This window comes from Nocardia sp. NPDC050793 (assembly GCF_040654065.1).
In the GTDB taxonomy this organism is placed as follows: Bacteria; Actinomycetota; Actinomycetes; order Mycobacteriales; family Mycobacteriaceae; genus Nocardia.
Genome location: NZ_JBFAHG010000021.1, coordinates 14539 through 38038 on the forward strand (window position 1 = coordinate 14539; position 23500 = coordinate 38038).

The 23500-nt window shown below is 67.9% G+C and carries 25 protein-coding genes; 7 read left to right on the plus strand and 18 right to left on the minus strand.

All coding sequences use genetic code 11. The features are described from left to right. The first annotated feature begins 8 nt into the window (after positions 1 to 8). Positions 9 to 479: a hypothetical protein gene (locus tag AB0H50_RS35195; protein ID WP_357461516.1), complete on the plus strand. Its 471-nt coding sequence runs from the start codon at positions 9 to 11 to the stop codon at positions 477 to 479. A gap of 47 nt (positions 480 to 526) precedes the next feature. Here AB0H50_RS35195 and AB0H50_RS35200 read toward each other — a convergent pair whose 3' ends face one another. The 4 genes from AB0H50_RS35200 to AB0H50_RS35215 all read right to left on the minus strand — a co-directional run bounded on the left by AB0H50_RS35200 (position 527) and on the right by AB0H50_RS35215 (position 2545). Further along, on the minus strand, positions 527 to 967 hold the full coding sequence (locus tag AB0H50_RS35200; protein ID WP_357461519.1) for an OsmC family peroxiredoxin: 441 nt from the start codon (positions 965 to 967) through the stop codon (positions 527 to 529). Between the two features lie 89 nt (positions 968 to 1056). Continuing rightward, a complete protein-coding gene (locus AB0H50_RS35205; protein ID WP_357461522.1) occupies positions 1057 to 1512 on the minus strand; it encodes an SRPBCC domain-containing protein in 456 nt (151 codons plus the stop codon). 63 nt (positions 1513 to 1575) lie between these two features. Next, positions 1576 to 1896: a multidrug efflux SMR transporter gene (locus AB0H50_RS35210; RefSeq protein WP_357461525.1), complete on the minus strand. Its 321-nt coding sequence runs from the start codon at positions 1894 to 1896 to the stop codon at positions 1576 to 1578. A gap of 1 nt (position 1897) precedes the next feature. Continuing rightward, positions 1898 to 2545: an NAD(P)H-dependent oxidoreductase gene (locus tag AB0H50_RS35215; RefSeq protein ID WP_357461528.1), complete on the minus strand. Its 648-nt coding sequence runs from the start codon at positions 2543 to 2545 to the stop codon at positions 1898 to 1900. Positions 2546 to 2646: 101 nt separating this feature from the next. On the opposite strand from AB0H50_RS35215, the gene AB0H50_RS35220 reads away from it, so the two are divergent. Further along, positions 2647 to 3252 carry a helix-turn-helix domain-containing protein gene (locus AB0H50_RS35220; RefSeq protein ID WP_357461531.1) on the plus strand — a complete coding sequence of 202 codons (606 nt, stop codon included), beginning with the start codon at positions 2647 to 2649 and terminating at the stop codon, positions 3250 to 3252. Between the two features lie 19 nt (positions 3253 to 3271). Here AB0H50_RS35220 and AB0H50_RS35225 read toward each other — a convergent pair whose 3' ends face one another. Together AB0H50_RS35225 and AB0H50_RS35230 are read right to left on the minus strand one after the other, a co-directional pair. Beyond that, on the minus strand, positions 3272 to 4120 hold the full coding sequence (locus AB0H50_RS35225) for an ABC transporter permease (protein WP_357461534.1): 849 nt from the start codon (positions 4118 to 4120) through the stop codon (positions 3272 to 3274). Then, positions 4117 to 5268, minus strand: a complete 1152-nt coding sequence (locus AB0H50_RS35230; RefSeq protein ID WP_357461537.1) for an ABC transporter ATP-binding protein — start codon at positions 5266 to 5268, stop codon at positions 4117 to 4119. The genes AB0H50_RS35225 and AB0H50_RS35230 overlap by 4 nt, the downstream gene beginning before the upstream one ends. A 236-nt stretch (positions 5269 to 5504) precedes the next feature. Between AB0H50_RS35230 and AB0H50_RS35235 the strand changes: the two genes are divergently transcribed. The 5 genes from AB0H50_RS35235 (at position 5505) to AB0H50_RS35255 (ending at position 10276) form a co-directional block, all read left to right on the plus strand. Next, on the plus strand, positions 5505 to 7547 hold the full coding sequence (locus AB0H50_RS35235; RefSeq protein WP_357461540.1) for a histidine kinase: 2043 nt from the start codon (positions 5505 to 5507) through the stop codon (positions 7545 to 7547). A 31-nt stretch (positions 7548 to 7578) separates the two neighbouring features. Further along, positions 7579 to 8241 carry a response regulator transcription factor gene (locus AB0H50_RS35240; RefSeq protein WP_357461542.1) on the plus strand — a complete coding sequence of 221 codons (663 nt, stop codon included), beginning with the start codon at positions 7579 to 7581 and terminating at the stop codon, positions 8239 to 8241. 288 nt (positions 8242 to 8529) lie between these two features. After that, positions 8530 to 8784: a hypothetical protein gene (locus AB0H50_RS35245; RefSeq protein WP_357461545.1), complete on the plus strand. Its 255-nt coding sequence runs from the start codon at positions 8530 to 8532 to the stop codon at positions 8782 to 8784. An 11-nt stretch (positions 8785 to 8795) separates the two neighbouring features. After that, positions 8796 to 9599, plus strand: coding sequence for an LLM class flavin-dependent oxidoreductase (locus AB0H50_RS35250; protein ID WP_357461548.1), 804 nt, complete (start codon positions 8796 to 8798; stop codon positions 9597 to 9599). 209 nt (positions 9600 to 9808) lie between these two features. Further along, positions 9809 to 10276, plus strand: a complete 468-nt coding sequence (locus AB0H50_RS35255; RefSeq protein WP_357461551.1) for a YfbM family protein — start codon at positions 9809 to 9811, stop codon at positions 10274 to 10276. Positions 10277 to 10339: 63 nt separating this feature from the next. Here AB0H50_RS35255 and AB0H50_RS35260 read toward each other — a convergent pair whose 3' ends face one another. From AB0H50_RS35260 to AB0H50_RS35315, 12 genes are all read right to left on the minus strand, one after another. Continuing rightward, positions 10340 to 12898 (minus strand): ATP-dependent Clp protease ATP-binding subunit, encoded by a 2559-nt coding sequence (locus tag AB0H50_RS35260; protein WP_357461554.1) that lies wholly within the window; start codon positions 12896 to 12898, stop codon positions 10340 to 10342. An 893-nt stretch (positions 12899 to 13791) separates the two neighbouring features. Beyond that, positions 13792 to 14736 (minus strand): alpha/beta fold hydrolase, encoded by a 945-nt coding sequence (locus AB0H50_RS35265; protein WP_357461556.1) that lies wholly within the window; start codon positions 14734 to 14736, stop codon positions 13792 to 13794. 103 nt (positions 14737 to 14839) lie between these two features. Next, positions 14840 to 15439, minus strand: a complete 600-nt coding sequence (locus AB0H50_RS35270; RefSeq protein ID WP_357461558.1) for an anthrone oxygenase family protein — start codon at positions 15437 to 15439, stop codon at positions 14840 to 14842. 136 nt (positions 15440 to 15575) lie between these two features. Beyond that, on the minus strand, positions 15576 to 16199 hold the full coding sequence (locus AB0H50_RS35275) for an FHA domain-containing protein (protein WP_357461561.1): 624 nt from the start codon (positions 16197 to 16199) through the stop codon (positions 15576 to 15578). 290 nt (positions 16200 to 16489) lie between these two features. Beyond that, positions 16490 to 16849 carry an Lsr2 family protein gene (locus AB0H50_RS35280; RefSeq protein ID WP_357461563.1) on the minus strand — a complete coding sequence of 120 codons (360 nt, stop codon included), beginning with the start codon at positions 16847 to 16849 and terminating at the stop codon, positions 16490 to 16492. 194 nt (positions 16850 to 17043) lie between these two features. Further along, entirely contained in the window at positions 17044 to 18510 is a 1467-nt protein-coding gene (gene lysS, locus AB0H50_RS35285; protein WP_357461581.1) for a lysine--tRNA ligase, read from the minus strand. A gap of 417 nt (positions 18511 to 18927) precedes the next feature. Continuing rightward, positions 18928 to 19350 carry a rhodanese-like domain-containing protein gene (locus AB0H50_RS35290; RefSeq protein WP_357461584.1) on the minus strand — a complete coding sequence of 141 codons (423 nt, stop codon included), beginning with the start codon at positions 19348 to 19350 and terminating at the stop codon, positions 18928 to 18930. 8 nt (positions 19351 to 19358) lie between these two features. Next, on the minus strand, positions 19359 to 19955 hold the full coding sequence (locus AB0H50_RS35295; RefSeq protein ID WP_357461566.1) for a cysteine dioxygenase family protein: 597 nt from the start codon (positions 19953 to 19955) through the stop codon (positions 19359 to 19361). Positions 19956 to 20145: 190 nt separating this feature from the next. Continuing rightward, positions 20146 to 20940: a type III pantothenate kinase gene (locus AB0H50_RS35300; protein ID WP_357461568.1), complete on the minus strand. Its 795-nt coding sequence runs from the start codon at positions 20938 to 20940 to the stop codon at positions 20146 to 20148. A 27-nt stretch (positions 20941 to 20967) separates the two neighbouring features. After that, positions 20968 to 21387 (minus strand): aspartate 1-decarboxylase, encoded by a 420-nt coding sequence (panD, locus tag AB0H50_RS35305; RefSeq protein ID WP_068055434.1) that lies wholly within the window; start codon positions 21385 to 21387, stop codon positions 20968 to 20970. A gap of 16 nt (positions 21388 to 21403) precedes the next feature. Next, positions 21404 to 22330 (minus strand): pantoate--beta-alanine ligase, encoded by a 927-nt coding sequence (gene panC, locus AB0H50_RS35310; RefSeq protein ID WP_357461571.1) that lies wholly within the window; start codon positions 22328 to 22330, stop codon positions 21404 to 21406. After that, positions 22330 to 23262, minus strand: coding sequence for a DUF2520 domain-containing protein (locus tag AB0H50_RS35315; RefSeq protein ID WP_357461573.1), 933 nt, complete (start codon positions 23260 to 23262; stop codon positions 22330 to 22332). Before AB0H50_RS35315 ends, panC begins: the two co-directional genes overlap by 1 nt. Positions 23263 to 23500 lie beyond the last annotated feature (238 nt).

Here is a 23500-nt window from a genome sequence, read left to right on the forward strand (position 1 = left end):
TCGGTTTCATGACCGGCACTGCCCTTTCTCGTTCCGCCCGCACTTCCGATGCACCGCGTTCGGTGATGCTGGCAGCCGCGGCTTTCGTCGTAGCACTGCTCGCCGGGGCAGGCGAGGCGTTGGCACGGGTGGCGATGACGCTCGAACGCTCCGACGCCGACCTCTCGGGCCTCGCCCTCGGGTTGGCCGTGCGCGGCGCGATCTACCTGTTCGTGTTCGCCGTCGTGGTGCGAATGACGCGCGGCGACCGGATGGCCCGGCTCGCACTCGCGCTCGGCCTCGGCGTTCTCGGTCTGGCCTCGCTGCTCGTGGAACCGCTGACGTCGCTCGCCGCCGACGGGCTCGACCTGTCCGTCACCCCGAGCTCGCTCGCGCTGGGAAGCCTGCGCACGATCCACGTGCTCGCCGTGCTCGTCGCGATTCCGGCCATGTACGCATCCGGCGCTCGCGAGTACTTCGCCCGCCGCGCGACCCCATGACTCCCCGCACTCCACGCCGGAAGCGAGAAGTGCGGAGAATCAAGCGGTCACGCCAGGGCGGCGTCCAGGCTGATGGTGTCGACGCCGGCCAGCGCCTTGGAGACCGGGCAGCCCGCCTTGGCGGCCTCAGCCGCGGCCAGGAAGCCGTCGGCGTCCAGGCCGGAGACCCGGCCGCGGACGGTCAGCTTGATCGCGTTGATGCGGAAGCCGCCCGCCGGGTCAGGGCCGAGGGTGACGTCGGCGGTCACGTCGAGGCTCTCCGGAGTGCCGCCCGCGTTGCCGATCTGCGCCGAGAGCGCCATGGCGTAGCAGGAGGAGTGCGCGGCCGCGATCAGCTCCTCGGGGCTGGTGGTGCCATCGGCCGACTCGGCGGAGCGCTTCGGGAACGACACGTCGTACTTGCCGACGCCCGAACTGGTCAGCTCGACCTGACCGGAGCCGTCCTGGAGGCCACCGGTCCATGCGGTGCGCGCGGTACGTGTTGGCATCATTGTCCTTTCACCAAGTGAGCCGAACTCGTGCAGCTAGAACCTACCCGCACACACCGATCGCGGGCACCGCTTCGGCGGGCGAGCCGTCAGACGATCGCGCCGAGCTTCCTGTCGAGCTGCTCGAGCACCTGCGGCCAGGCTTCGCGGTGCCGGTCTCTGGCCGCCTCGCTGGCAAACCCGGCGTGACGCAGGCGAAGCCGGATGCCGCGCGGCTGTTTGACGAACTGCACGCTCACCACGGTCTCGGCGCCCTCGGTGCCACCTTCGCCGGTGACCCAGGTCAGCTCGACGAGACGCTCCGGCTCCAGCCGCAGGAAGCGGCCGTAGTGCGGGTTGCGCCTGCCCTCGAATTCGGTCTCGAAGAAGAACGGCTCGTCCACCTCGGGCCTCATCCGCACCGAATCCGGGGCGGCGAACCAAATGTCGAACCCCTGCGTAAATGCGGCGTAGAGCAGGCCGGGCGATGACTTCATCACCCGCTCCACGGTGAGCTCGTGGGGCCGTGTGGACAGATCCGGGAGGCGAACTGACTGGTCGACCATCACCGGACCATACCCGTGCCGCACCGGCGCCCACAGCATTCGCCCCTCCGTAACCGACGGCGGTCACTCGGGATTGGTCACCCTGGCCAGCACGATGCCGCCGAGGATCAGCGCGAGCGCGAACACCCGGCCCGCGCTGAGCGGGTCACGGTGCACCACGATGCCCAGACCGATCGCGCCCACCGCGCCGATGCCGGTGAACACGGCGTAGGCGGTGCCGACGGGCAACGTCTGCATGGACCTGGACAGCAGATACACCGCGAGGCTGCCAAGCGCGAAGCACACCACAGTGGGCAGCGGCCGGGTGAAGTTCTCGGTCGGTTTGATGCTCTGCGACCAGACGATCTCGACCAGACCGGCGAGACCCAGTGTCAGCCAGTTCATTTCAGTACACCCCGCCGAGCGATCGCGCGGTCTCCAGCGCCTTCGCGTAGGAGTCGTCGTGTTCGGCGCGGCGGTCGGCCAGTGCCGGATCCTGGCGCGAGTTGGCCAGTTCGGCGTGCACGAAAACGGTGTCGGTCACGGCGAAATGGCCCGCGAAGAAGTCGCGCAGGAAGCGCTCCTGATAGTCGAAGGCCGCCTTGGGCGCACCGGGCGTATAGCTACCGCCGCGCGCGGAGGCGACCACGAATCGGCGGTGGCCCAGCGACATTCGCGGGAAGGTGATCTGGTCCAGCCAGGCCTTCAGCGCGGCGGGAATCGAGTAGTTGTACATCGGGGTGCCGATCAGGATCACGTCGGCGGCGAGCACCTCGTCCAAGAGAGGACGGAGCACCTCGAGCGCCGCGGCCTGCGCCTTGGTCGTCACCAGTGCGTCGAGCTCGGTCGGGTCGAAGGCGCCGCGCGCGAGCACCGCGTCACACAGCTCGGTCCACGCCTCGCCGATGAACGGAACGGGTCGCGTGGCGAGATCTCGGTACCGGTACTCGCCGTCCGGATGTGCGGCGCGCCAGGCAGCGGCGAACTCAGCGCTCAGCTCCCGGCTGATCGAGCGCCGCCGGGCGCTCGCGTCGAGATGCAACAAGGTGCTCATGATTCAACCCTTCGATCAAACGGACACATCGTCCAGTTACCACGCTAACAATCAACCGGACACATTGTCCACTTATTCTGGATTCGGCTAGAGTCGTTGCCATGGATGCCCGCTCCGACCTCCTCACCGGCGCCCCGCTCGACCACCCGCCGAGCGAACGCGCGGACGCGGCACGCAACCGCGCCAAGGTCCTCGCGGCCGCCGCGGAGCTCTTCGCCCGGCGCGATCCACGCACGGTGACCATGGACGACATCGCCAAAGCCGCGGGCGTCGGCCGTGGCACCCTGTACCGCCGCTACCCCGACACGAACTCGATCGCCGTCGCCCTGTTGGACGAGCACGAGCGCACCCTCCAAGAACGCCTGCTGCACGGCGACCCGCCCCTCGGGCCGGGCGCACCCCCCGCCGACCGCATGGCCGCCTTCTACGAGGCGATGGTCGAACTGCTCGACAACCACGCCCACCTGGCCCTCGGCGCGGAAACCGGCGGCGCGCGCTTCACCACCGGCGCGTACGGCTTCTGGTACGCCCATGTTCGCGCGCTGCTGCTGGCGGCGAACATCGCGGAACCGGACGCACTGATCGATCCGCTACTGGCTCCGCTTGCCGCCGAGGTCTACACCGCGCAACGCGAACGCGGGCTCACCCCGTCCGCCATCGCACAAGGCCTGACGCGCATCGCCCACGCACTTCTATCGAGGCCCTAGCGCACGCTCGTCCACTGGGTCAGGTCAGGTCGCGGCGGTGGATGAGGGTGAGGGTGGCTGCGGTGAAGAGGGCTGTGTAGAGGGCCAGCAGCGTCAGGGATTCGGTGTGGGACAAGGTGTCCAGGACACCGGGGGTGGCGGGACCGCCCACGGTGCGCATGGCGCCGGCGAGAGAGCCCGCGGCGGTTCCGGGGAGGCGGTCGGTCAGCGCGGCGATCGGGGCGAAGATCGCGGACGTCGCGCGCAGCAGGTTCTCCACGACCAGCACCCAGACCAGGCCGAGACCGACGGCGAGAGCCGGGCCGCGAGCGAGTGCGCCGATCAAGGCGCCCGCGAGTGTCCACATGCCGAGAATCGCTGTGCCCGTGAGGAGTCCGTCGAAGACGCGGGAAGCACTCGGCAGTGCGATAGATTGCGATTCGGTGCTCGCGATCAGCGCGGCCACTCCGGTGTCCACCGCGAACGCCACGCACACCAGCGCGACGACCACCAGCGCCAGGCCGATCAGCAGTCCACCGACCGCCGCGGACCGCGATGGCCCCTGGGTGAGGACGGTCTTCCAAGTGCCCCAGCCGTATCCGCTTCCGACGGCCAGCGCGCCGAGGATCAGCATGAGCGCGCCGCCGAACATCGCCATGCCCTGGGTGAACACCTCGGGCACCGCGGCGGGCAACATCTGTTGCAGCAGAACTTCTTTCGGCAGCGCGTCGGACATCGTGCTCTGCTCGCCCGAAGTGTAGGCCAGATAGTTGAACAGGTAGGAGAACGTGAGGTTCAACAGAATCCACGTGCCGAGCACGATCCAGAACGCGGGCCATCCGCGCAACCGCAGCAGTTCCGCGCGGGCGCTCGCCACCAGGTCGTTCATCGCATCGCTCCTTCGGTGATCTCGAAAAACACTTCCTCCAGGGACTTTTCGTCGACACGCAACTCGAACAGATCGGCTCCGGCATCGATGACAGCGCGGGCGACCACCGGCGCGGCGCTCGCGTCGGCTTCGATGCGGATGGTCGTGCTACCGCGCTGCGCATCCTCGGCATCACGCAACGCAGTCGCGGCACGGTGCAACGCCGAGTCGGTACCGCGCGCCGCCACCTTCGCACCGCGCAGTGCCACGTCGCCATTGCCGAGCACCACCTCAGCACCACCTAACGCTGTCGCGATACCGCGCAGCGCTGAGTCGCCACCGCGTAGCGCTGCCTCGTTACCGCCCGGCGGCACCTCGGCACCGTGCGGCACCGATTCGCCGCCGCGCGGCGTCGCCTCGACAACGCGCAGCACCACCTCCGCACCGAGCGCGCCGCGCACCGCCGCGATGGCCACGTCCATCGGCTCAGCCCGCAGCAACAATGAAGCGGCGCCGCGCAATTCGGCCACCGTGGACTCGGCGATGAGCTTGCCGCCGGAGATGACGCCGACGCGGTCGCAGATCTCCTGCACCTCGCTCAGCAGGTGGCTGGACAGCAGCACAGTGTGGCCGTCGGTGGCCAATTCCGTGATCAGCTCACGCATTTCGGCCATGCCCGCGGGATCGAGGCCGTTGGTCGGCTCGTCCAGGATGAGCAGATCGGGGCGGCCGAGCAGGGCCGCGCCGACGCCAAGGCGTTGCTTCATGCCGAGGGAGTAGGTGCGGAACTTGTCGTCGGCGCGATCGGCGAGGCCGACGCGATCCAGTGCGTCCGCCACCTCGGCGCGGCCGAGACCGCGATATCTCGCGAGAACCCGCAGGTTGTCGCGGCCGGAAAGATACGGGTAGAAGCCGGGGCTCTCGATCAGCGCACCGACCCGGCGCAGCACCGAGGGGTCGCCTGGCGCGCCGCCGAGCACGGTCGCGACGCCCGCGCTCGGCCGGATGAGCCCGGCCAGCATGCGCAGCGTGGTGGTCTTGCCCGCGCCGTTCGGGCCGAGGAAGCCGTAGATCTCCCCCGCGGCGACCCGCATGCCGACGTCGTCGACGGCGATGTGCGCTCCGTACCGTTTGGTCAGCCCGGAGGTGACCACGATGGAATTCGTCATGACTCGAGAATCCCCCGCTGAGCTGGGGCGACACATCCGTCGCGAGGCGATGCCCGGTGTACGTATCGCGAACGAATCCACCGGCCGCCACCGTCCGAGCCCCCGGACGTAGGCATCGAATACATGCGATCACGGACGCCGATCAGCGGTCGGCCTCGATGGGCGCAGCCGGACGAAGTCTGTCCAAACCCGCGCATGGCCGGAGCGAAGGCGGAGATACGCCTTAGGCTGCAAGGGTGAGTGCGCCAGGCATAGCGAATCGTGGCTCGGTCGTATGGGACTGGGGCATCGCGTTCGTCGTCGCGATAGTCCAGGTGGCCGGGAGTCGCGGCGCCAATATGCACCAGACCGGCACGCAGTCGCTGGATGTGCTCGGTTACCTGCTGCTGCTCACCGGGCCGGTGGCGCTGCTCTTCCGGCGCACCCAGCCGCTGCCGGTGCTGGTCGTCACGCTCGCCGCGTGCGGGATATACCTGGCCCTCGGCTACGGATACGGTCCGATCTTCATCTCGCTGGTGATCGCCTTCCTCACCGCGGCGACGATCGGATCCCGTTGGTGGACATACCCGCTCATGCCGATCGGCTACGCGGCCTTCGTCTGGCCGCTGCCCGCGCTGCTCGGCAAATCGGTGAACGGCTGGCAGATCTTCGGGATCATGGCCTGGCTGATCGTGCTCGTCGGCGCGGCCGAGGGCTTGCGTCAACGCAAGATCGCGTTGGAGGCCCGCAGGCAGCGCGTGGAGGCCGCCCGGCGCGACGAGCAGCTGCGGCGCGAACGCCGCGCCACCGAGGAGCGGCTGGCCATCGCCAGGGAACTGCACGACGTGCTGGCCCACAGTCTTTCGCTGATCAACGTGCAGTCCTCGGTGGCGCTGGAACTGTTCGACAAGCGGCCGCAGCAGGCGCGGACGGCGCTGGCCGCGATCAAGGCGGCGAGCAAGGAATCCCTCGCCGAGGTGCACACGCTGCTGGAGACCATCCGCACCGGTGCGACCACGGAAGAGCCCGAACCCGAAGCGAATTCGATCGAGTCGGCTCGTCCCGCGCGCGGCCGTCGCGGTGTGCGGCGCGGCGCGCCCGGCGAACGACGCGAATCCGACGCGGCGGAACCCGGCAGGCTGCCGCGCAACGCCACACCGGTCCGCAATCAGGAGGCGCCGCGCGCGCCCGCCCCCAGCATCGACGATCTGAACACGCTGCTGCAGCGGGCTCGCGACGCCGGGCTTACCGTGCAGACCCGCGTGATCGGCGAGCCGCAGAAACTTCCCAGCGTGATCGATGTGGCCGCGGCCCGGATCATCCAGGAATCCCTGACCAACGTCGTGCGCCACGCGCCGGGCGCGAGCGCCACGGTCACCGTCCGCTACGCCGCCGGATCGGTGGATCTCACCATCGACAACACCCGCCCCACCGCGCCCGCGCTCCGGTCCGGTGCGAGCGGCGGCAACGGCATCATCGGCATGCGCGAGCGGGCACACGCCCTCGGCGGCGCGCTCACCGCGGGTCCGCGCCCGAGCGGCGGATTCCGGGTTGCGGCCCGGCTGCCCAGCCAGACCGAGCCCGTCCAGCGCCCGGCGCCACGGCCCGCCGAACCCGAACCTGCGCCTGCGCCCGCGAAGAGCGGTGCCGCGACGGACCAGCAGGGGCGCAACGCCGCCGCGGCGTCCTCGGATGATTCGGATACCTCATCCCCAGGCAAGGCGACCGAACCGCGAAACGGGACCGCATCGGTCGCAAACTCTGCGGATCCGAACCGCAACTGCGACGTAGAGGCCACAACCGGACCGCAAACACACAATGGCACCACCGCCACAGACCCGGACACCGCGATCCACGACCCGAACGTCCGCAACGGCTCCTCTCCCTCGGCTCCCGGCGACACGGAGGCCACAGCCGAGCCGCAAACACACAACGGCACGACCGCCGCAGACCCGAACTCCACGACCAGCGACCCGAAGGCCCGCAACAGCTCCGCACAACCGGCCCACGGCAACGCAGAGGCCACAACCGGCCCGCGAACACACGACAGCACCACCGCAGGGGCCCCGGATACCGCGATCGATGACCCGAAGGCCCGGAACAGCTGCGCGCAAGCGGTTCCCGGCGATGCGGACGCCACAGCTGGCCCGCAAACACACAACACCACCTCCGCGAACTCGGACACCACGGTCGACGACGGGAAGGTCCGTAACGGCTCCACGTCGGCGTCCCCCGGCAACGTGAACGGGTCGGAATCGAGTCCGCGCAGTTCAGCGCCTTCCGAGACCGCCGAGACGTGATGGTCGAGCCCGCACCGCGAGGGGAGGCATGATGAGCGTTCGGGTGCTGGTCGCCGACGATCAGGCGCTGGTGCGCGGCGGCTTCGTCGCGCTGCTGAACGCGCAGGACGACATCGAGGTGGTCGGCGAGGCCGGCAACGGCGAGCAAGCGGTGCGCATGACCCGCTCGCTCCAGCCGGACGTGGTGCTGATGGACATCCGCATGCCCGTGCTCGACGGACTGTGCGCGACCAGGATGATCGCCGAGGACCCACAGCTCGCCGAGGTCCGCGTGGTCGTGCTGACCACTTTCGACCTGGACGAATATGTCTTCGAGGCGATGCGTTCCGGCGCGACCGGATTCCTCGTCAAACACACCGAACCCGCCGATCTGCTGCGGGCCGTGCGCGTGGTGGCCGCCGGTGACGCCCTGCTCTCCCCCGGCGTCACCCGCCGCCTGATCGCGGAATTCTCGGCGCACGCCAAACAACCGCCGCCCGCCGCACTGAACCAACTCACCGATCGCGAGCGCGAGGTGATGACCCTGGTCGCCGAGGGCCTCACCAACGCCGAGATCGGCGAACGCCTCTTCATGAGCCCCGCCACGGCACGCACCCACGTCAGCCGCATCCTCACCAAACTGAACGCCCGCGACCGCACCCAGCTGGTCGTCCTGGCCTACGAATCCGGCCTCGTCCGCCCGGGCTGGCAATAGCCGTTCCCCAGCCGGACCCGCGAGCAGTGCACAGCTCGATCGGCGCGGGGCTCAGCGGAAAGTGCGGCGCGCCGGTGCGGTAGAGGCGCGGCCAGCCATCGGGGCGGTCCGCACTACGGATGCGCGGGAAGCACGGATAGTGAATCTTTGGCAATCGGCGAGCGGCGGCTTTCGGCAAACATCCAGTTGGTCAGGGTTGCCGGACCCGGAAAGTACGTCGGCAGGCGTAGGCGGATCGGGGACGCGCGGCCGATGTCTCGGATGGTTTACGGCGCGCACGCTCGGAGCATGACGCTTTTCACGCAATCGGAAGCGCTGGCTCTGCTGGCGGATCACTATGACGGCGGCTGGCATCCGTTGCCGTTCTTCTGGATCTTCCCGCTACTGTTCTGGCTTACTTTCCTGGTCCTTATATTCCTGGCCCGCAACCGCTTCCGCCGCCACACCGGCATCGGTGTGCTGCGCGATACTTTCGCGCGCGGTGAGATCACCGAGGCGCAGTATCGGGAGCGATTGGCCGTGCTCCGCGAGACCGGACGCTGAGGGGCGACGTGATGAAGTTCGGCATGATCGTCACGGCGCGTTCGGGTGCGCAGTGGGTCGACGCGGTGCGGGCGGCCGAAAACCAGGGCTACCGAACGATTTTGCTGCCCGACACGATGTACACGCCGTCGCCGCTGCCGATGCTGGCGGCAGCCGCGGCGGTCACCGACAGTGTGCGGCTGCGTCCCAACGTGCTGGCGGCCCCGCTGCGGCACAGCGCCGCGCTGGTGCGGGACGTGGCGGCGCTACAACTGCTTTCGGACGGGCGCTTCGAACTGGGCATCGGTGCGGGCCGTCCGGACGCCGCTGGCGAGGCCGAACGGCTCGGCATGCCTTGGGGCTCCGCGCGCCGGCGTCGCGAGCAATTGTTAGAGGCGGTCGCCGCGGTCCGCGCGGCAGTCGACCCCAGCCCGGAGATCGTGGTGGCGGCGAGCGGTCCGCGCATGCTCGCCGCGGCAGCCGAGATCGCCGACCGCATCCTGCTCGCGACCCAACCCGGCGCCACCGAAACGGAATTGGCCGCGATGGTGCGCATCGTGCGCGAGAACACCGACCGCGACATTCGTTTCACCCACCAACTCGTCGGCATCGGCGCCCGCCTGCCGTTCTGGCTCGGAAAACAAGGCCTCACCGCCGACGGACTGCGCGACGCAGGCGCGGCGGCACTGCTGCCCGAAGACCCGGCTGCCGCCGCCGAACTCCTCGAATACCGAAGGGAGAAATACGGAATCGACGAACTCGTCGTCCTCGACGAACTCGCCGCTGCCTGCACGCCGGTGCTGGAGCGCTGCACCTCATCGGTCGCGGAGCGATAAGCGGCGCTTCGCTACTGGGCAGAACCGGCAACCTGATCGATTCGGTCCGAAGCAGCGACGCCCACTCCTCCAGGGACCCCGGTGACGCGTCCTCCGTCCGTCTCCACCGAGACCTGTCGGTCGAGTCGATTACATTCCGTCTCGATCACCAAGGAAGACAATCGGATCGGAATTCGGCAACCGCGAATTCCGTGGGACGGGGGAAAGCAATGGGAGTGATCCTGTCGTTCACCAAGGTCACGAGCGAGCGGTTGAGCCGCCTCGTCGCGGCGAGTCCGCGAGCGCAGGAGGATCTTTGGCAGCTCGAGCGTGCCAAAGGCGACCCCGACGGTTATCTCGACAAGGCATGGGACGGGCTGCGCTATCTGCTCGATGCGGCCGGGACGGGGGTGAATCTGTGCGATAACAGCCTGCCCCTCGACGAGGACGAGGAGTACTACGGATGGCCGGCCGAGCTGGTCGGCGAGACAGCCGAACGGCTGCGGGCCACGCCGTTCACCGCGCTCGCCACGCACTACGATCCCGCCGCCATGGACGAGGCGAACATCTACCCGCGCATCTGGGTCAGGGACGGCGACGCGGGACTCGGCTATCTGCAGTTCCACTACGCGACCCTCGCCGCCTTCTTCGCCGACGCGGCCGAGTCCGGTTCCGCGGCGGTCATGCACTTCGGCTGATCCAGGACACGAAAAAGGCCCGCCCCCAACGATTCCGTTGGGGGCGGGCCTTCTCGTCGGTACTTACTCGCCGGAGGCGGCCTCGGTGGCGGTGCCTTCGCCCGCGCCGGTCAGCACGACCTCGGGCTTCTCCTCGACGGCCGTCTTGGTCAGCTTCGCCTTACCGGTGAAGGTGAACTTGGCGTCCTCGCCGGAGCCCTCGCCGTCCCAGCCTTCCACATCCACAAAGATCGTTTGGCCTGGGCCGATCTCGCCGAAGAGGATCTTCTCCGACAGCTGGTCCTCGATCTCGCGCTGGATGGTGCGGCGCAGCGGCCGGGCACCGAGCACGGGGTCGAAGCCGCGCTTGGCCAGCAGCGCCTTGCCCTTCTCGGACAGCTCGATCTCCATGTCCTTGTTCTTCAGCTGCTTGGCGACGCGGCCGATCATCAGATCCACCATCTGCACGATCTGGTCGGTCGTGAGCTGGTGGAAGACGATCACGTCGTCGATGCGGTTGAGGAACTCGGGCCGGAAGTGCTTCTTCAGCTCGTCGTTGACCTTGAGCTTCATCCGCTCGTAGTTCGAGCCCTCGCTGTTGGACTGCGAGAAGCCAAGACCGACGGCCTTCGAGATGTCCGAGGTGCCGAGGTTCGAGGTGAAGATCAGCACCGTGTTCTTGAAGTCCACGGTCCGGCCCTGGCCGTCGGTCAGACGACCATCCTCGAGGACCTGCAACAGGGTGTTGTAGATCTCCTGGTGGGCCTTCTCGATCTCGTCGAACAGCACGACCGAGAACGGCTTGCGGCGCACCTTCTCGGTGAGCTGGCCGCCCTCCTCGTAGCCGACGTAGCCCGGAGGGGCGCCGAAGAGCCGCGAGGCGGTGAAGCGGTCGTGGAACTCGCCCATGTCGATCTGGATGAGCGCGTCGTCGTCGCCGAACAGGAAGTTCGCCAGCGCCTTGGACAGCTCGGTCTTACCGACACCGGACGGGCCGGCGAAGATGAACGAGCCGGACGGACGCTTCGGATCCTTCAGGCCTGCACGAGTACGGCGGATCGCCTTGGAGACGGCCTTGACCGCGTCCTCCTGGCCGATGATCCGCTTGTGCAGCTCGTCCTCCATGCGGAGCAGACGGGTGGTCTCCTCCTCGGTGAGCTTGAACACCGGGATACCGGTCCAGTTGGCAAGCACCTCCGCGATCTGCTCGTCGTCGACCTCGGCCACGACGTCCAAATCACCGGAACGCCACTGCTTCTCACGCTCGGCGCGCTTGGCGACGAGCTGCTTCTCCTTGTCACGCAGCCGCGCGGCCTTCTCGAAGTCCTGCGCGTCGATCGCGGATTCCTTCTCCCGGCGCGCGTCGGCGATCTTGTCGTCGAACTCGCGCAGGTCCGGCGGAGCCGTCATCCGGCGGATGCGCATCCGGGCGCCCGCCTCGTCGATCAGGTCGATCGCCTTGTCCGGCAGGAACCGGTCGTTGATGTAGCGGTCGGCCAGCGTCGCGGCCGCGACCAGCGCGCCGTCGGTGATGGATACCCGGTGGTGCGCCTCGTAGCGGTCGCGCAGACCCTTGAGGATGTTGATGGTGTGCTCGACGGTCGGCTCGCCCACCTGGACCGGCTGGAACCGGCGCTCGAGGGCGGCGTCCTTCTCGATGTACTTGCGGTACTCGTCGAGGGTGGTGGCGCCGATGGTCTGCAGCTCGCCGCGGGCCAGCTTCGGCTTCAGGATCGAGGCCGCGTCGATGGCGCCCTCGGCCGCGCCCGCGCCGACCAGCGTGTGCAGCTCGTCGATGAACAGGATGATGTCGCCGCGGGTGTTGATCTCCTTGAGCACCTTCTTCAGGCGCTCTTCGAAGTCACCGCGGTAGCGGCTGCCCGCGACCAGCGAACCCAGGTCGAGGGTGTAGAGCTGCTTGTCCTTGAGCGTCTCGGGCACCTCGCCGTTGACGATGGCCTGCGCGAGGCCCTCGACGACGGCGGTCTTGCCGACGCCGGGCTCGCCGATCAGCACCGGGTTGTTCTTGGTGCGGCGGCTCAGCACCTGCATGACGCGCTCGATCTCCTTCGAGCGGCCGATGACCGGGTCGAGCTTGCCCTCGAGCGCGGCCTGGGTCAGGTTGCGGCCGAACTGGTCGAGCACCAGCGAGGTGGACGGGGTCCCGGCCTCGCCGCGGGCGCCGGACTCCACCGGCTCCTTGCCCTGGTACCCGGACAGCAGCTGGATGACCTGCTGGCGGACGCGGTTGAGGTCGGCGCCGAGCTTGACCAGCACCTGCGCCGCAACGCCCTCACCCTCGCGGATGAGGCCGAGCAGGATGTGCTCGGTGCCGATGTAGTTGTGGCCGAGCTGCAGCGCCTCGCGCAGGCTCAGCTCCAGCACCTTCTTGGCGCGCGGGGTGAACGGGATGTGACCGGACGGGGCCTGCTGACCCTGGCCGATGATCTCCTCCACCTGGCTGCGCACACCCTCCAGCGAAATGCCAAGGGACTCCAGCGACTTCGCCGCGACACCCTCGCCCTCGTGGATGAGGCCAAGCAGGATGTGCTCGGTGCCGATGTAGTTGTGGTTGAGCATCCGGGCCTCTTCTTGGGCCAGGACAACGACACGCCTCGCGCGGTCGGTGAACCTCTCGAACATCGCTCCCTCACTCTCCTGCTCAGACCTTCAATGGCGTCCGACGCTTCAGTGCTGTGCGCAACCTGTGGTCGTCAGCCTGCCATGAAGCCCGGGGCTTGCGGCCCCCGCCATCCACTCTAGTTGGCGGGGGTTCGCACCGCCTCCAGTCCACCCTATTGGGAACCAGCGACAGCACGGTCATTCACTCATAACGTGAGCGTTGCGGGTTTCGTTTCCGATCCGGTTTTGCCAACAGCGAACAGTCGCCGACCCCGCATGCGCCGCCCCGATCCGGGGCCGCCACCGCCTTTCGAACGCCCGTCCCACTGAAAACGACCGGACGTCGGCCGGTGTTCCCGCGGAGTCCGATCCGCGACGAAATGGAAGCTGCGCACATCGGACGCTGCCGATTCCGCCCTCGAACCACCTACGGCCAGAGCCGAGGCGGCACGCACTGACCAGCACGGCCGAACGAAGTCCGCCCCTGAACCGCGCAAAGCCGCGGCGGAGCTACCGGCAGGCCACCGCCGGACGGCCTCCGTCCAGAATTCGCGCGCGGCCGAAGCGCCTACGTAGCGCGGGCACGAAGGCAGCCTCGAAGCCGCGCACGATCGAAGGCCGGGGGCACGACGACGGCCCGCTTCGGCCACAACTTCGTGCAGTAGCTGGAGCAAGGCAGAGCCGTGCCCAGCGAATGCGTCCAGACGAAGTCGGCGCGTGTCACCCCACGCATAGCTGGAGCGAAGACGCAGGCCCGAGACGCACGACGGACACGGTGGAGCGAGGGCGGACGTACGCCCCGGCAACCTCCGCCCGCACACCACGCACGGCCACACATGGGCACGCCCGGCAAACGCTGTCGGACGACTTCCGCCATCAATCCACGCGCGCACGGAACGAAGGCGCAGGTCCACCTACCCCGTGAACGGTGCGACGAACTCGCACGGCACCTGTCGGGGGTGGGATGGGTCGAGTGCGTTCAGGACGAAACCGGCCGCGCGCGGGCTGCCCGCGATGCCCGCGTGCTCGGAGTAGTCCTCGGCGCATCCGTCCTGGACCACGACGTTGGTGACGTTCGGTCCGGGGACCAGACCGGCCGTGTACGGGACGACGGACTGGTCGAGCCGGGTCGCGATGTTCGTGTAGTCGACGTCGGGGTGGTAGACGCCGTCGGCGTTCAGCAATTTCAGGAACGGCGAACCCGCGATGACCTGGGCGCATGCCTGGCACCACCAGGCGCCGACCGCGAGGTCGAATGCCGCGGTCGCGCCGATGCGGGCGGCGTAGGCGGCCGCGTCGCCGAGGCCCGCCGCGTTGCTCCCGAGCCACGGCGGCGCGAGGCCGACCAGCTTGTCCACCTTGCTCGCGCCGCCGAGCCGCTTGACGTAGTAGTTGCCGATGAAATTGCCCTGCGAGTGGCCGACGATGTCCACCTTCGCCGCCTTGGTCGCGGCCAGCACGCGGTCGACGAAGGCGGCGAGCTCCGGCCCGCTCTGCTCCATCGGCCGCAAGCCGCCGACCGCGGACATCGGCCACGGCAGGGGGTGGGCGCCGTAGGTCAATGCGAATACGCAATAGCCCTCATTGGCGAGCAGGGGCGCGTAGACGCCCCAATTCGTTTGCGCCCCACCGCCGGTGCCGTGCACGAGAACCACCGGGTTGGGGTGCGCGGCGCTCGGTCGGCAGGACCAGTTGTTCGATCCGGGCAGCGAACCGCCCGGCCGGGCCAGCTCGGCCGGGACGCCGGAGAAGAAGTCGTAGACGACCGGATAGCGCTCGGCGTTCGCCGAACTTGCCGCGCTGATCCACAGCGCGGCCAACAGGGAGAGAACAACGAACGGAACTGGGACACGTCGCATGGAGCCTCCAATTCTGGAAGTTGCTCAGAAGAAGCTACCGAGGACGTGTCCCAGCTACTGCCGATACTGACGGGTAACTTACGGAACCGTTCTATTCCGCGAATCAACCGAGCCGGTGCGCCGCCGGGTGCGGGGCACCGAATCCGGCCGGTGCCGCGAAAGCGGCCACACCCTGGGTCGCACCCGAGCCCGCAGCTTGGCTCTTGCCCTGCTGAACGCCCGCCGCGAACATCGCGCCACACAGGACCAGGAAGGCCAGGGTGTGCACGACCGCGCGAATCACGTTGTAGCGCACCCAGGCGGCCTCGTAGTCGGCGCGGACCGCCGCCATATCGGCGATCTGCGCCGGGTCGCCCGCCGCGGCCAGCTGGTCGTTGAGCGGGACGTTGAAGCCCGCGGTCACCGCGAACGCGATCACGTTGAGCACCAAGGCGATCACGAGCCAGACCAGGGTCGTCCGGTGCTCCTTGCCCAGGTGCAGCACCGCGGCGAGGATGGAGAACCCGACGGCGCCGAGGAACGCGATCATGAACCAGGGATTGATGATGACCACGTTGATCTTCTGCATCACGTCGACGATGGTCCGGTCGTCGGAGCGGTTCAGCGCGGGCATCACCGAGATGGCGTAGGCGTAGAACACGCCAGCGGTCAGACCCGTTGCCAGCACGGCCGCCACCAGCGCGGCGATTCTCAGCGCGAACATTCGATTTCTCCTGCCTCACAGTCCGGGTCCGAATCGTTCGGTCCGGCGACGAGGACAAGTCAACCGCGAATGGCCCCGCTCCTCCATGGTCGAGACGCTCGGCTGTTTAAGCGCGCGTCCACGTGCACGGTCCGGGTCAGAGATCCCGGTCCGAGATGATGCCGCTCTGCATGGCCAGCGCCGCCAACCGCACCCGCTTCTGGTTCTGCGGCAGGCTCTCCACGCCGAACTTGGCGAACAGCGCGCGCAGGTGGGTCTTGATGGCGTCGACGCTCAGGAACAGTTCCTCGGCGATCTGTTGATTGGAGGCCGGGGTCGCGAAGCCCGTCCCGCTCTTGTACGGGCGGCACAGCGCGACGAGGACCGCGCGCTGGGTCTCGGTGAGCGAACGGAGCGTGGGAATCGAGCCGGTGGAGGTGCGGGTGGCGTCGTCGGCGACGGAGCCGAAATCGTGGAAGGAGACCAGCGAGGTGCCGACCCGGATCTTGTCGCCCGCCATCAGTCGGCGCCTGCCGACCAGCCGCTCCCCGTTGACGAAGGTGCCGTTGCGGGAAAGACCGTCGTCGACGATCGTCCAATGCGCGCCGAGGTATTCGACCGCCGCATGCAGCCGGGACACCTCGGCGTCCCAGCGCAACGCGAGATCGGCCTGCGGTGAGCGGCCGATCGTGACACGCTGCTGATCCGGGCTCAACAAAAGCTCTTGCTGGCGGCCCGAATCATCGGTGAATCGCAACAATGATCCGACGAATCCAGTCACTGCGCCGATACCTCATCTCTCCATACCGCCAGTGACGACCTTCGCACGTTTCCATGGTGCCGCGTCGGGGTACCACGAGCAAGATCGCGACAACCCTGTCGACATGCTCGTCTCGCACGGACCGAGCGAAGGCGACGGTACGCCTGACCGGCTGCCGGACCGAGTACGCCGCAGCCGCACGCTCGACCGAAGCGAATGCGAAGGTGCGCCCATATCGAAGAACTATCACAAACGCTGCTGCCGCCCGGGCGTCGCACGATTAGCCCAGGCGGCAGCGGGTTGAAAAAGTACTAGCCCTTAGCGGCCTTGTTGTACGCGTCGGTGATGTCGGCGGAGATACGGCCGCGGGCGGAGACCTTGTGGCCATTCCGGCGCGCCCACTCGCGAATTGCCGCGCTTTGTTCCCGGTCGATGGAGACCCGGCTCTTCGGGGCGGCGGCGGTGCCTGCGGCGGCCTTCACGCGGCGACGGCCGCTCACCCGGCGCGCGCTGGAAACCCACTGCTCCAGCCCGTCGCGCAGCTTCGCGGCATTTGCCGACGACAGGTCGATCTCGTACGACACACCGTCGATCGCAAACTCGATGGTCTCGTCCGCGATGGACTCACCGTCGACATCGTCGATCAGGCTAACGGTGACCTTCTTTGCCATGAGATGAACGTCCTCTCGAAATCGTGCGACCCGCATACTAGGCCGATTACCCGAGGCAAGAATACCTCGAATTCAGAAAATTCCAAGACGAGACTTCGGCTATCGAAACGAACCCGACTCTGTTTGATTTGCGGTGTTCGCCCGCCTCTGCCCGGTTACGCTCCCGCGTCGCCTGCGCGCCGGTCGCTCACACCTCACCGAGTGACCGGACGCACAATTGGGAACAGTATCGTTTCGCGGATTCCCAATCCCGTCAGTGCCATCAACAACCGATCGATTCCCATACCGGTTCCCGTTGTCGGGGGCATGCCGTGCTCCATCGCGGCCAGGAAGTCCTCGTCCAGCGCCATTGCCTCGTCGTCGCCCTGCGCGGCCAGCCGCGCCTGATCCACGAACCGCTCGCGCTGGATCACCGGATCCACCAACTCCGAATAGCCAGTGGCCAACTCGAAGCCGCGAACATACAGATCCCACTTCTCGGTAACTCCGGGCTTGCTGCGGTGCTGGCGAGTCAGCGGCGAGGTCTCGACCGGGAAGTCACGCACGAATGTCGGCGCATAGAGCTTGTCACCGTACTCGTGCTCCCATAGTTCTTCGACCAGTTTGCCGTGACCGTAGCCCTTGCCCTCCGGAATTTCCAGTCCAACCCGATCGGCAAGTGCCAGCAATTCCTCGATCGAAGTTTCCGGGGTGACTCGGACACCGAGTGCATCGGACAGTGAAGGGTACATCTCGACGGTTGCCCACTCGCCCCGAAGATCGTATTCGGTACCGTCCGCGAGGGTCACCACCTGGGTGCCGAAAGCCTCCTGCGCGACTTCCTGAACCAATTCCCGGATCATCTTCGCAGAGTCGTCGTAGGTGCCATAGGCCTCATACGTTTCCAACATTGCGAACTCCGGCGAATGCGTGGAGTCGGCGCCTTCGTTGCGGAAGTTCCGGTTGATCTCGAAGACCTTCTCCAAACCGCCGACCACGCAGCGCTTCAGGAACAGTTCCGGCGCAATGCGCAGGTAGAGGTCCATATCGAGGGCATTGGAACGGGTGACGAACGGCCGGGCCGCAGCGCCGCCGTGCAGCGTCTGCAGCATCGGCGTCTCGACCTCGAGGAACCCACGACGTTCCAGCGCGGCGCGCAGCGCGCGCACAACCGCGACCCTTGTGCGGGCCATTTCCCTGGCCTCGGGGCGCACGACCAGGTCGACATAGCGCTGCCGGACCCTCGACTCCTCGTTCATCTCTTTGTGCGCCACCGGCAGCGGCCGCAGCGCCTTCGCCGACATGGACCAGGAATCGGCCATAACGCTCAATTCGCCCGTGCGGGAGGCGATGACCTCGCCGTGCACGAAAACGAAGTCACCGAGGTCGACATCGGCCTTCCAGGCCGCAAGCGCGTCCGCCCCGACGCCGTTGAGGCTGATCATGGCTTGCAGCTTGGTGCCGTCGCCCTCTTGCAGCGTGGCGAAACACAGCTTGCCGGTATTGCGGAGGAAAATGACGCGGCCCACGACGCCGGCCTGCTGACCGGTCTGGGTGTCGGCGGGCAGATCGGGAAAGGCGGCCCGAATTTCGGCCAGCGTGTGCGTCCGGGGGACGACAACGGGATACGCCTCGACGCCGCCCGCGAGCAGCCGCTCACGCTTCTCCCTGCGAATCCGCATCTGTTCCGGGACGTCGTCTGCTTCCGGGGCGGGTCGGCTGGATTGCGCCGCAGGAACCGAACCCGCGGAGCGACCGGACGAGGGCGTGTTCGGGGTGCTCACATCCGACAACCCTAGCGTGCACCGGAAATCGTTTTGCGGGCCGCCCGTGCTCCGCCCGACAGTAACGAATCGGCATCGGTTTCCGCCGCCCTGATGGCCTTTCGTTCCGAAGGCCGTCCGCCGAAACGCGGGCGGGGTTTCACCGCCCCTGGCAGGTGTTCTTGTGCGGAGACGGCGCACGAGCAGGCCCTGCCTTTTCCGTTAGCAGGTACTCACCCAGAGAACCGCACCACGAGCAGGTACACCTGTCCGCGCCGGATAACCGAAACCGATTGCGCTACCTTCTATTTCGAGATAGAAGGAACTCGCGCCGAATTACAGCGAGGCGAGCGAGGTGACCTCGCGGGCGAAGTGCGGCGCCCGGCTGGCGATGGTCAGCAGTCCCGCCGCCTTGAGCGCTTGGTAACCGCCGATCAGATCGGTGGCCCTGTGCAGCCCGAGTTGTTTCAGCGAGGCGGCGGCCAGGCTGGAGGTGTAGCCCTCCGAGCAGACGACGATCCATTCCACATCGTGATCCGCGGCCAGCGCCAAACGCGCCGAACTGGTCGGATCGAGCCGCCATTCCAGCACATTCCGCTCGATCACCAAGGCGCCGGGCAGCGTTCCTTCCCGATCCCGCTGCGCCTGCGGACGGATGTCCACCAGAATGGCGCCCCTGGCGATCGCGGCGGGCAATTCGAACGCGTAGATCCTGTCGAGTTGAGCGCGGGCATTGTCGAGCATCTCATCGACGGTCAGCGGACTCATCAGATATCACCTTCGGGCTGGTCGGTGAGAACGGTTCGGGTGCGCCGCAGGGTGCCGTGGCCGGTCACCTCGTAGTAGGACATGGCGGTCAGCGGCGGGGAATACGCGTGCACGCTCAGCGTCGGATCGAGCGGGCCCGCGGATTCGGCGGCGGCCGGTGCGCGCATCACGTCGTGCACCCAGCCGATGGGAAAGGAAGCCTGATCGCCCGCGGTCAGCGTGCGGCTGCGTAATTCCGTGCCATTCCAACGGAATTCCGAGAGAGCGCCGCTGAGCACGGTGAGCGCGCCCAGCGATCCGGCGTGATCGTGCAGTTCGGTGGACTTACCCGGCGTCCAGCTGATCAGCCAGACGTCGACCTCGTCGTCGGCGAGCAGCCGGGTGGCCCAGCGCTTGTCATCAGGCCAGACGCCGCCCGCGGGCAGCAGGTGGTCGTAGCGGCCCGCGAGCACGTCCTCGGCGGCCTCGTCGGTCAGCCGGAGCAGATCGGCGGGGCGAAGCCGGGTCGGAAGCGCGGGCGCGACGGCACGATCCACCGGCGGCCGGGCCGACAGGCTGTCACGTGCGGAACCAAGGGAAAGAACAGAGGAACGCATGAGCGCATCTCCAGGAGGTGGGATCGGTCGAGGGACTCACGGTCGGCCTCGATCGGTCGAGGCCGGAATCAGCCTCGACAACACTCCTGGGTGCTCACGCGGAAATACACGTCGGCGAGTTTAGCAGCGGTGTTCGCGGGAGCAACAGCCCCTCCGAGGGTGATCCACGCCCCACCCCTTGTTTCCGCGATCAGGATCTGCGGCGCTGCTGGTTGCGTTCGTAGACCAGGCGAAGGCCGGTCAGCGTCAAATGCGGCTCGTGATGTTCGATCGTCTCCGATTCCGGCACGATCAGCGGCGCGCTGATGCCGGTGGCCACCACGGCCACGTCGTCGCCCGCGAAGGCGTCGAGTTCGTCGCGGATACGGTCGATCAGACCGTCCACCAGCCCGGCGAATCCGAACACCGCGCCGGACTGGATCGCCTCCACGGTGTTCTTGCCGACCACCGAACGCGGGCGCGCCAGCTCGACGCGGCGCAGCGCGGCCCGCTCGATGAGCGCCTCACTGGAGATGGCGACGCCCGGCGCGATGACGCCGCCGAGGAACTCGCCCTTCGACGAGACCAGGTCCACCGTGGTGGCGGTGCCGAAATCGACCACGATCGCAGCCGAGCCGAAGCGCTGCTGGGCGGCGAGCGCGTTCACGATCCGGTCCGCGCCGATTTCCTTGGGATTGTCCACCAGCAGCGGAATGCCGGTGCGCACACCGGGTTCCACCACCACGTTCGGCACGTGCGACCAGTACCGCTCCAGCATGGCGCGCAGTTCGTGCAGCACCGGCGGCACCGTCGACAGTGCCGCGACGCCGATCACCTCGTCCAGCTGGGCGCCGACCATTCCGCGCACCTGCATGGCGAACTCGTCCGCGGTCAGCAGCGGATTGGTGTGCATCCGCCAGTGCCGCACCAGCTTGGCGTGCGAGCCGCTGCCGGAGAACAGGCCGAGCTCGATGCTGGTGTTACGGACGTCGATGGTCAGCAGCATTGCCCACCCGACTTTCGAATTGGGCCGTCAGGCAAATGTGAGCGAGCGCGGGGAGGTGAGGCCGGAACCCTCGGGGGCGTGCGCCGGATCGGAACCGAGCTCGATCGGCCGGTTGCGCTCGTCGACGAAGACCACCTTGGGGTCGTACTCGGCGATCTCCTGCTCGTCCATCATCCCGTAGGCGATCAGGATCACCAGGTCGCCGGGATGGACCAGGTGGGCGGCGGCCCCGTTGATGCCGATGACACCGGAACCGCGCTCCCCCGCGATCACATAGGTCTCCAGGCGGGCGCCGTTGTCGATGTCGACGATGCAGACCTGCTCGCCTTCGAGCAGATCGGCGGCGTCCAGCAGATCCTGGTCCACCGTCACCGAGCCGACGTAGTGCAGGTCGGCGTGGGTCACGGTGGCCCGGTGGATCTTGGACTTCATCATGGTGCGCAACATCTTCGTCGTCGCCTTTCTAGAAAGCTGCCGGTTCCGGCTTGGATGCGAGATTGGGGTGGCCGTCGATCGGGGCGCCGAGGGTGACGGCGACGTTGTCGATCAGCCGGGTGGCGCCGACCTTGGCGGCCACGAGCAACCGGGCGTTGCCGGAGGCGGGGGCCGGGCCGAGGGTCGAGGAACGCAGTTCGAGATAGTCGACGTCGACGCCGGGCGCGGCATCGAGCACGGCGCGGGCGGCGGCCAGCACGCCCTCTACGCCGAGACCGCCCGCGTGCCTGCCAGCCGACAGCGCGGCGGAGAGCGCGAGCGCGGCCTCCCGCTGTGCGGGATCGAGGTAGCGGTTGCGCGAGGAGAGCGCGAGACCGTCCTGCTCGCGCACGGTCGGCACCGCGACGATCTTCACGTCGAAGTTCAAGTCGCGCACCATCTGCCGGATCAGAGTGAGCTGCTGATAGTCCTTCTCGCCGAAGAACGCCTCGCTGGGCCGCGCGATCTGCAGCAGCTTGGCCACCACGGTGAGCATGCCCGCGAAATGCGTCGGGCGGCTCGCGCCCTCCAGCTCAGCGCCGATCGGGCCTGGATGCACCATGGTGCGCGGGCCGTCGGGATACATGTCGGACGCGCTCGGGGCGAACACCAGGTCGACGCCCTCGGCGCGCAGCAGCTCCACGTCGGCGTCGAGGGTGCGCGGGTACTTGTCCAGGTCCTCGTTCTCTGCGAACTGCAGCGGGTTGACGAAGATCGAGACGATCACCACCTGATTGGTCCGCTTGGCGCGGCGCACGATCTCCAGGTGTCCCTCGTGCAGCGCGCCCATGGTCGGTACCAGGCCTATGGTGCGGCCGACGCCGCGCAGCGCCTTCGCCACCGCGGCGAGCATGCTCGGGTCGTGGTGCACGGTCAATTCGCCGGGCCGGTAGGCGCCGCGCAACTTCGGATCCATCAACGGCGTCCTTCCAGTAGCTCGATCACAGCGGGATTGGTCTTGGCTCGTTCTGCGGTGCGCAGCGACATGGCGCGATACCCGGCGGCGAGCCGGTCGTCCACAGCGGCCATGGCATCGAGGTGCGCGGCGACGGCCTCGGCGTCACCGCGAGCCACCGGGCCGGTCAGCGCGGCCTGGCCGCGGCGCAGCGCGTTGTCCAGCGCCGCCGACGCGAGCGGGGCGAGCAGGCGCTCGGCCAGGCCGTTCGGCTGCTCGTCCACGATCTGCTGTCCCAGCAAGCCGGGGCCGGACAATGCCTCGCGCAACGCGTCCACCGCGTCCAGCACGACCGTCACCAGATGGTTGCTGCCGTGCGCGAGCGCCGCGTGGTACAGCGCCCGGTGCTCCTCGGACACCCGCACCGGCTCGCCGCCCATCTCGATCACCAGCGACTGCGCGATGGCGTAACCGATATCGTCGGCCGCGGTGATGCCGAAGCAGGCGTTTCCCAGCCGGCTGACGTCCTCGTCGTGACCGGTGAATGTCATCGCGGGGTGGATCGCCAGCGGCAGCGCGCCGATCTCGGCCAAGGGCGCGAGCACGCCGACGCCGTTCGCGCCCGACGTGTGCGCCACGATGGTGCCACGCCGGACCGCGCCCGCGGACGCCAGACCGCGCGCCAGCCCGGCCAGCTCGGTATCGGGCACCGCGAGCAGCAACAGCTCGCTGCGGGCGGCGACCTCCTCGACCGGCAGGATCTCCGAATCGGGCAGCCGGAGCCGGGCGCGATGCTTGGAAGCATCGGAAATGGCCGAGACGCCGAACACGACGTGCCCGGCTCGCTCGAGCGCGGCGCCGAGCGCGGAACCCACGCGTCCCGCCGAGACGATTCCCACCGTCAGGCGTGCGGGCGCAGGGTCGTAGCTCGAATCCGCGTTGTCAGAAGTCACACTTCTCGAGGTCAACACTGTCCTCTCGATGTCGTTCCAGTCCCGCGCCGCGGGTACCAGACGTTACGACCCGAGGATATCGGCCCGAAGTTTGCCGATGCCATGCCCCCCGAGCGTGATTTGGCGAACAGTGTTTTTGGCGCGCTGGCGCGCGCGGGTTCGCGGCCCCTTATGTCTCGCTTCCGAGCGGTCGAGACTCGCGACTTCGTCGCATGCGCTTCGACCGCTCGGAAGCGAG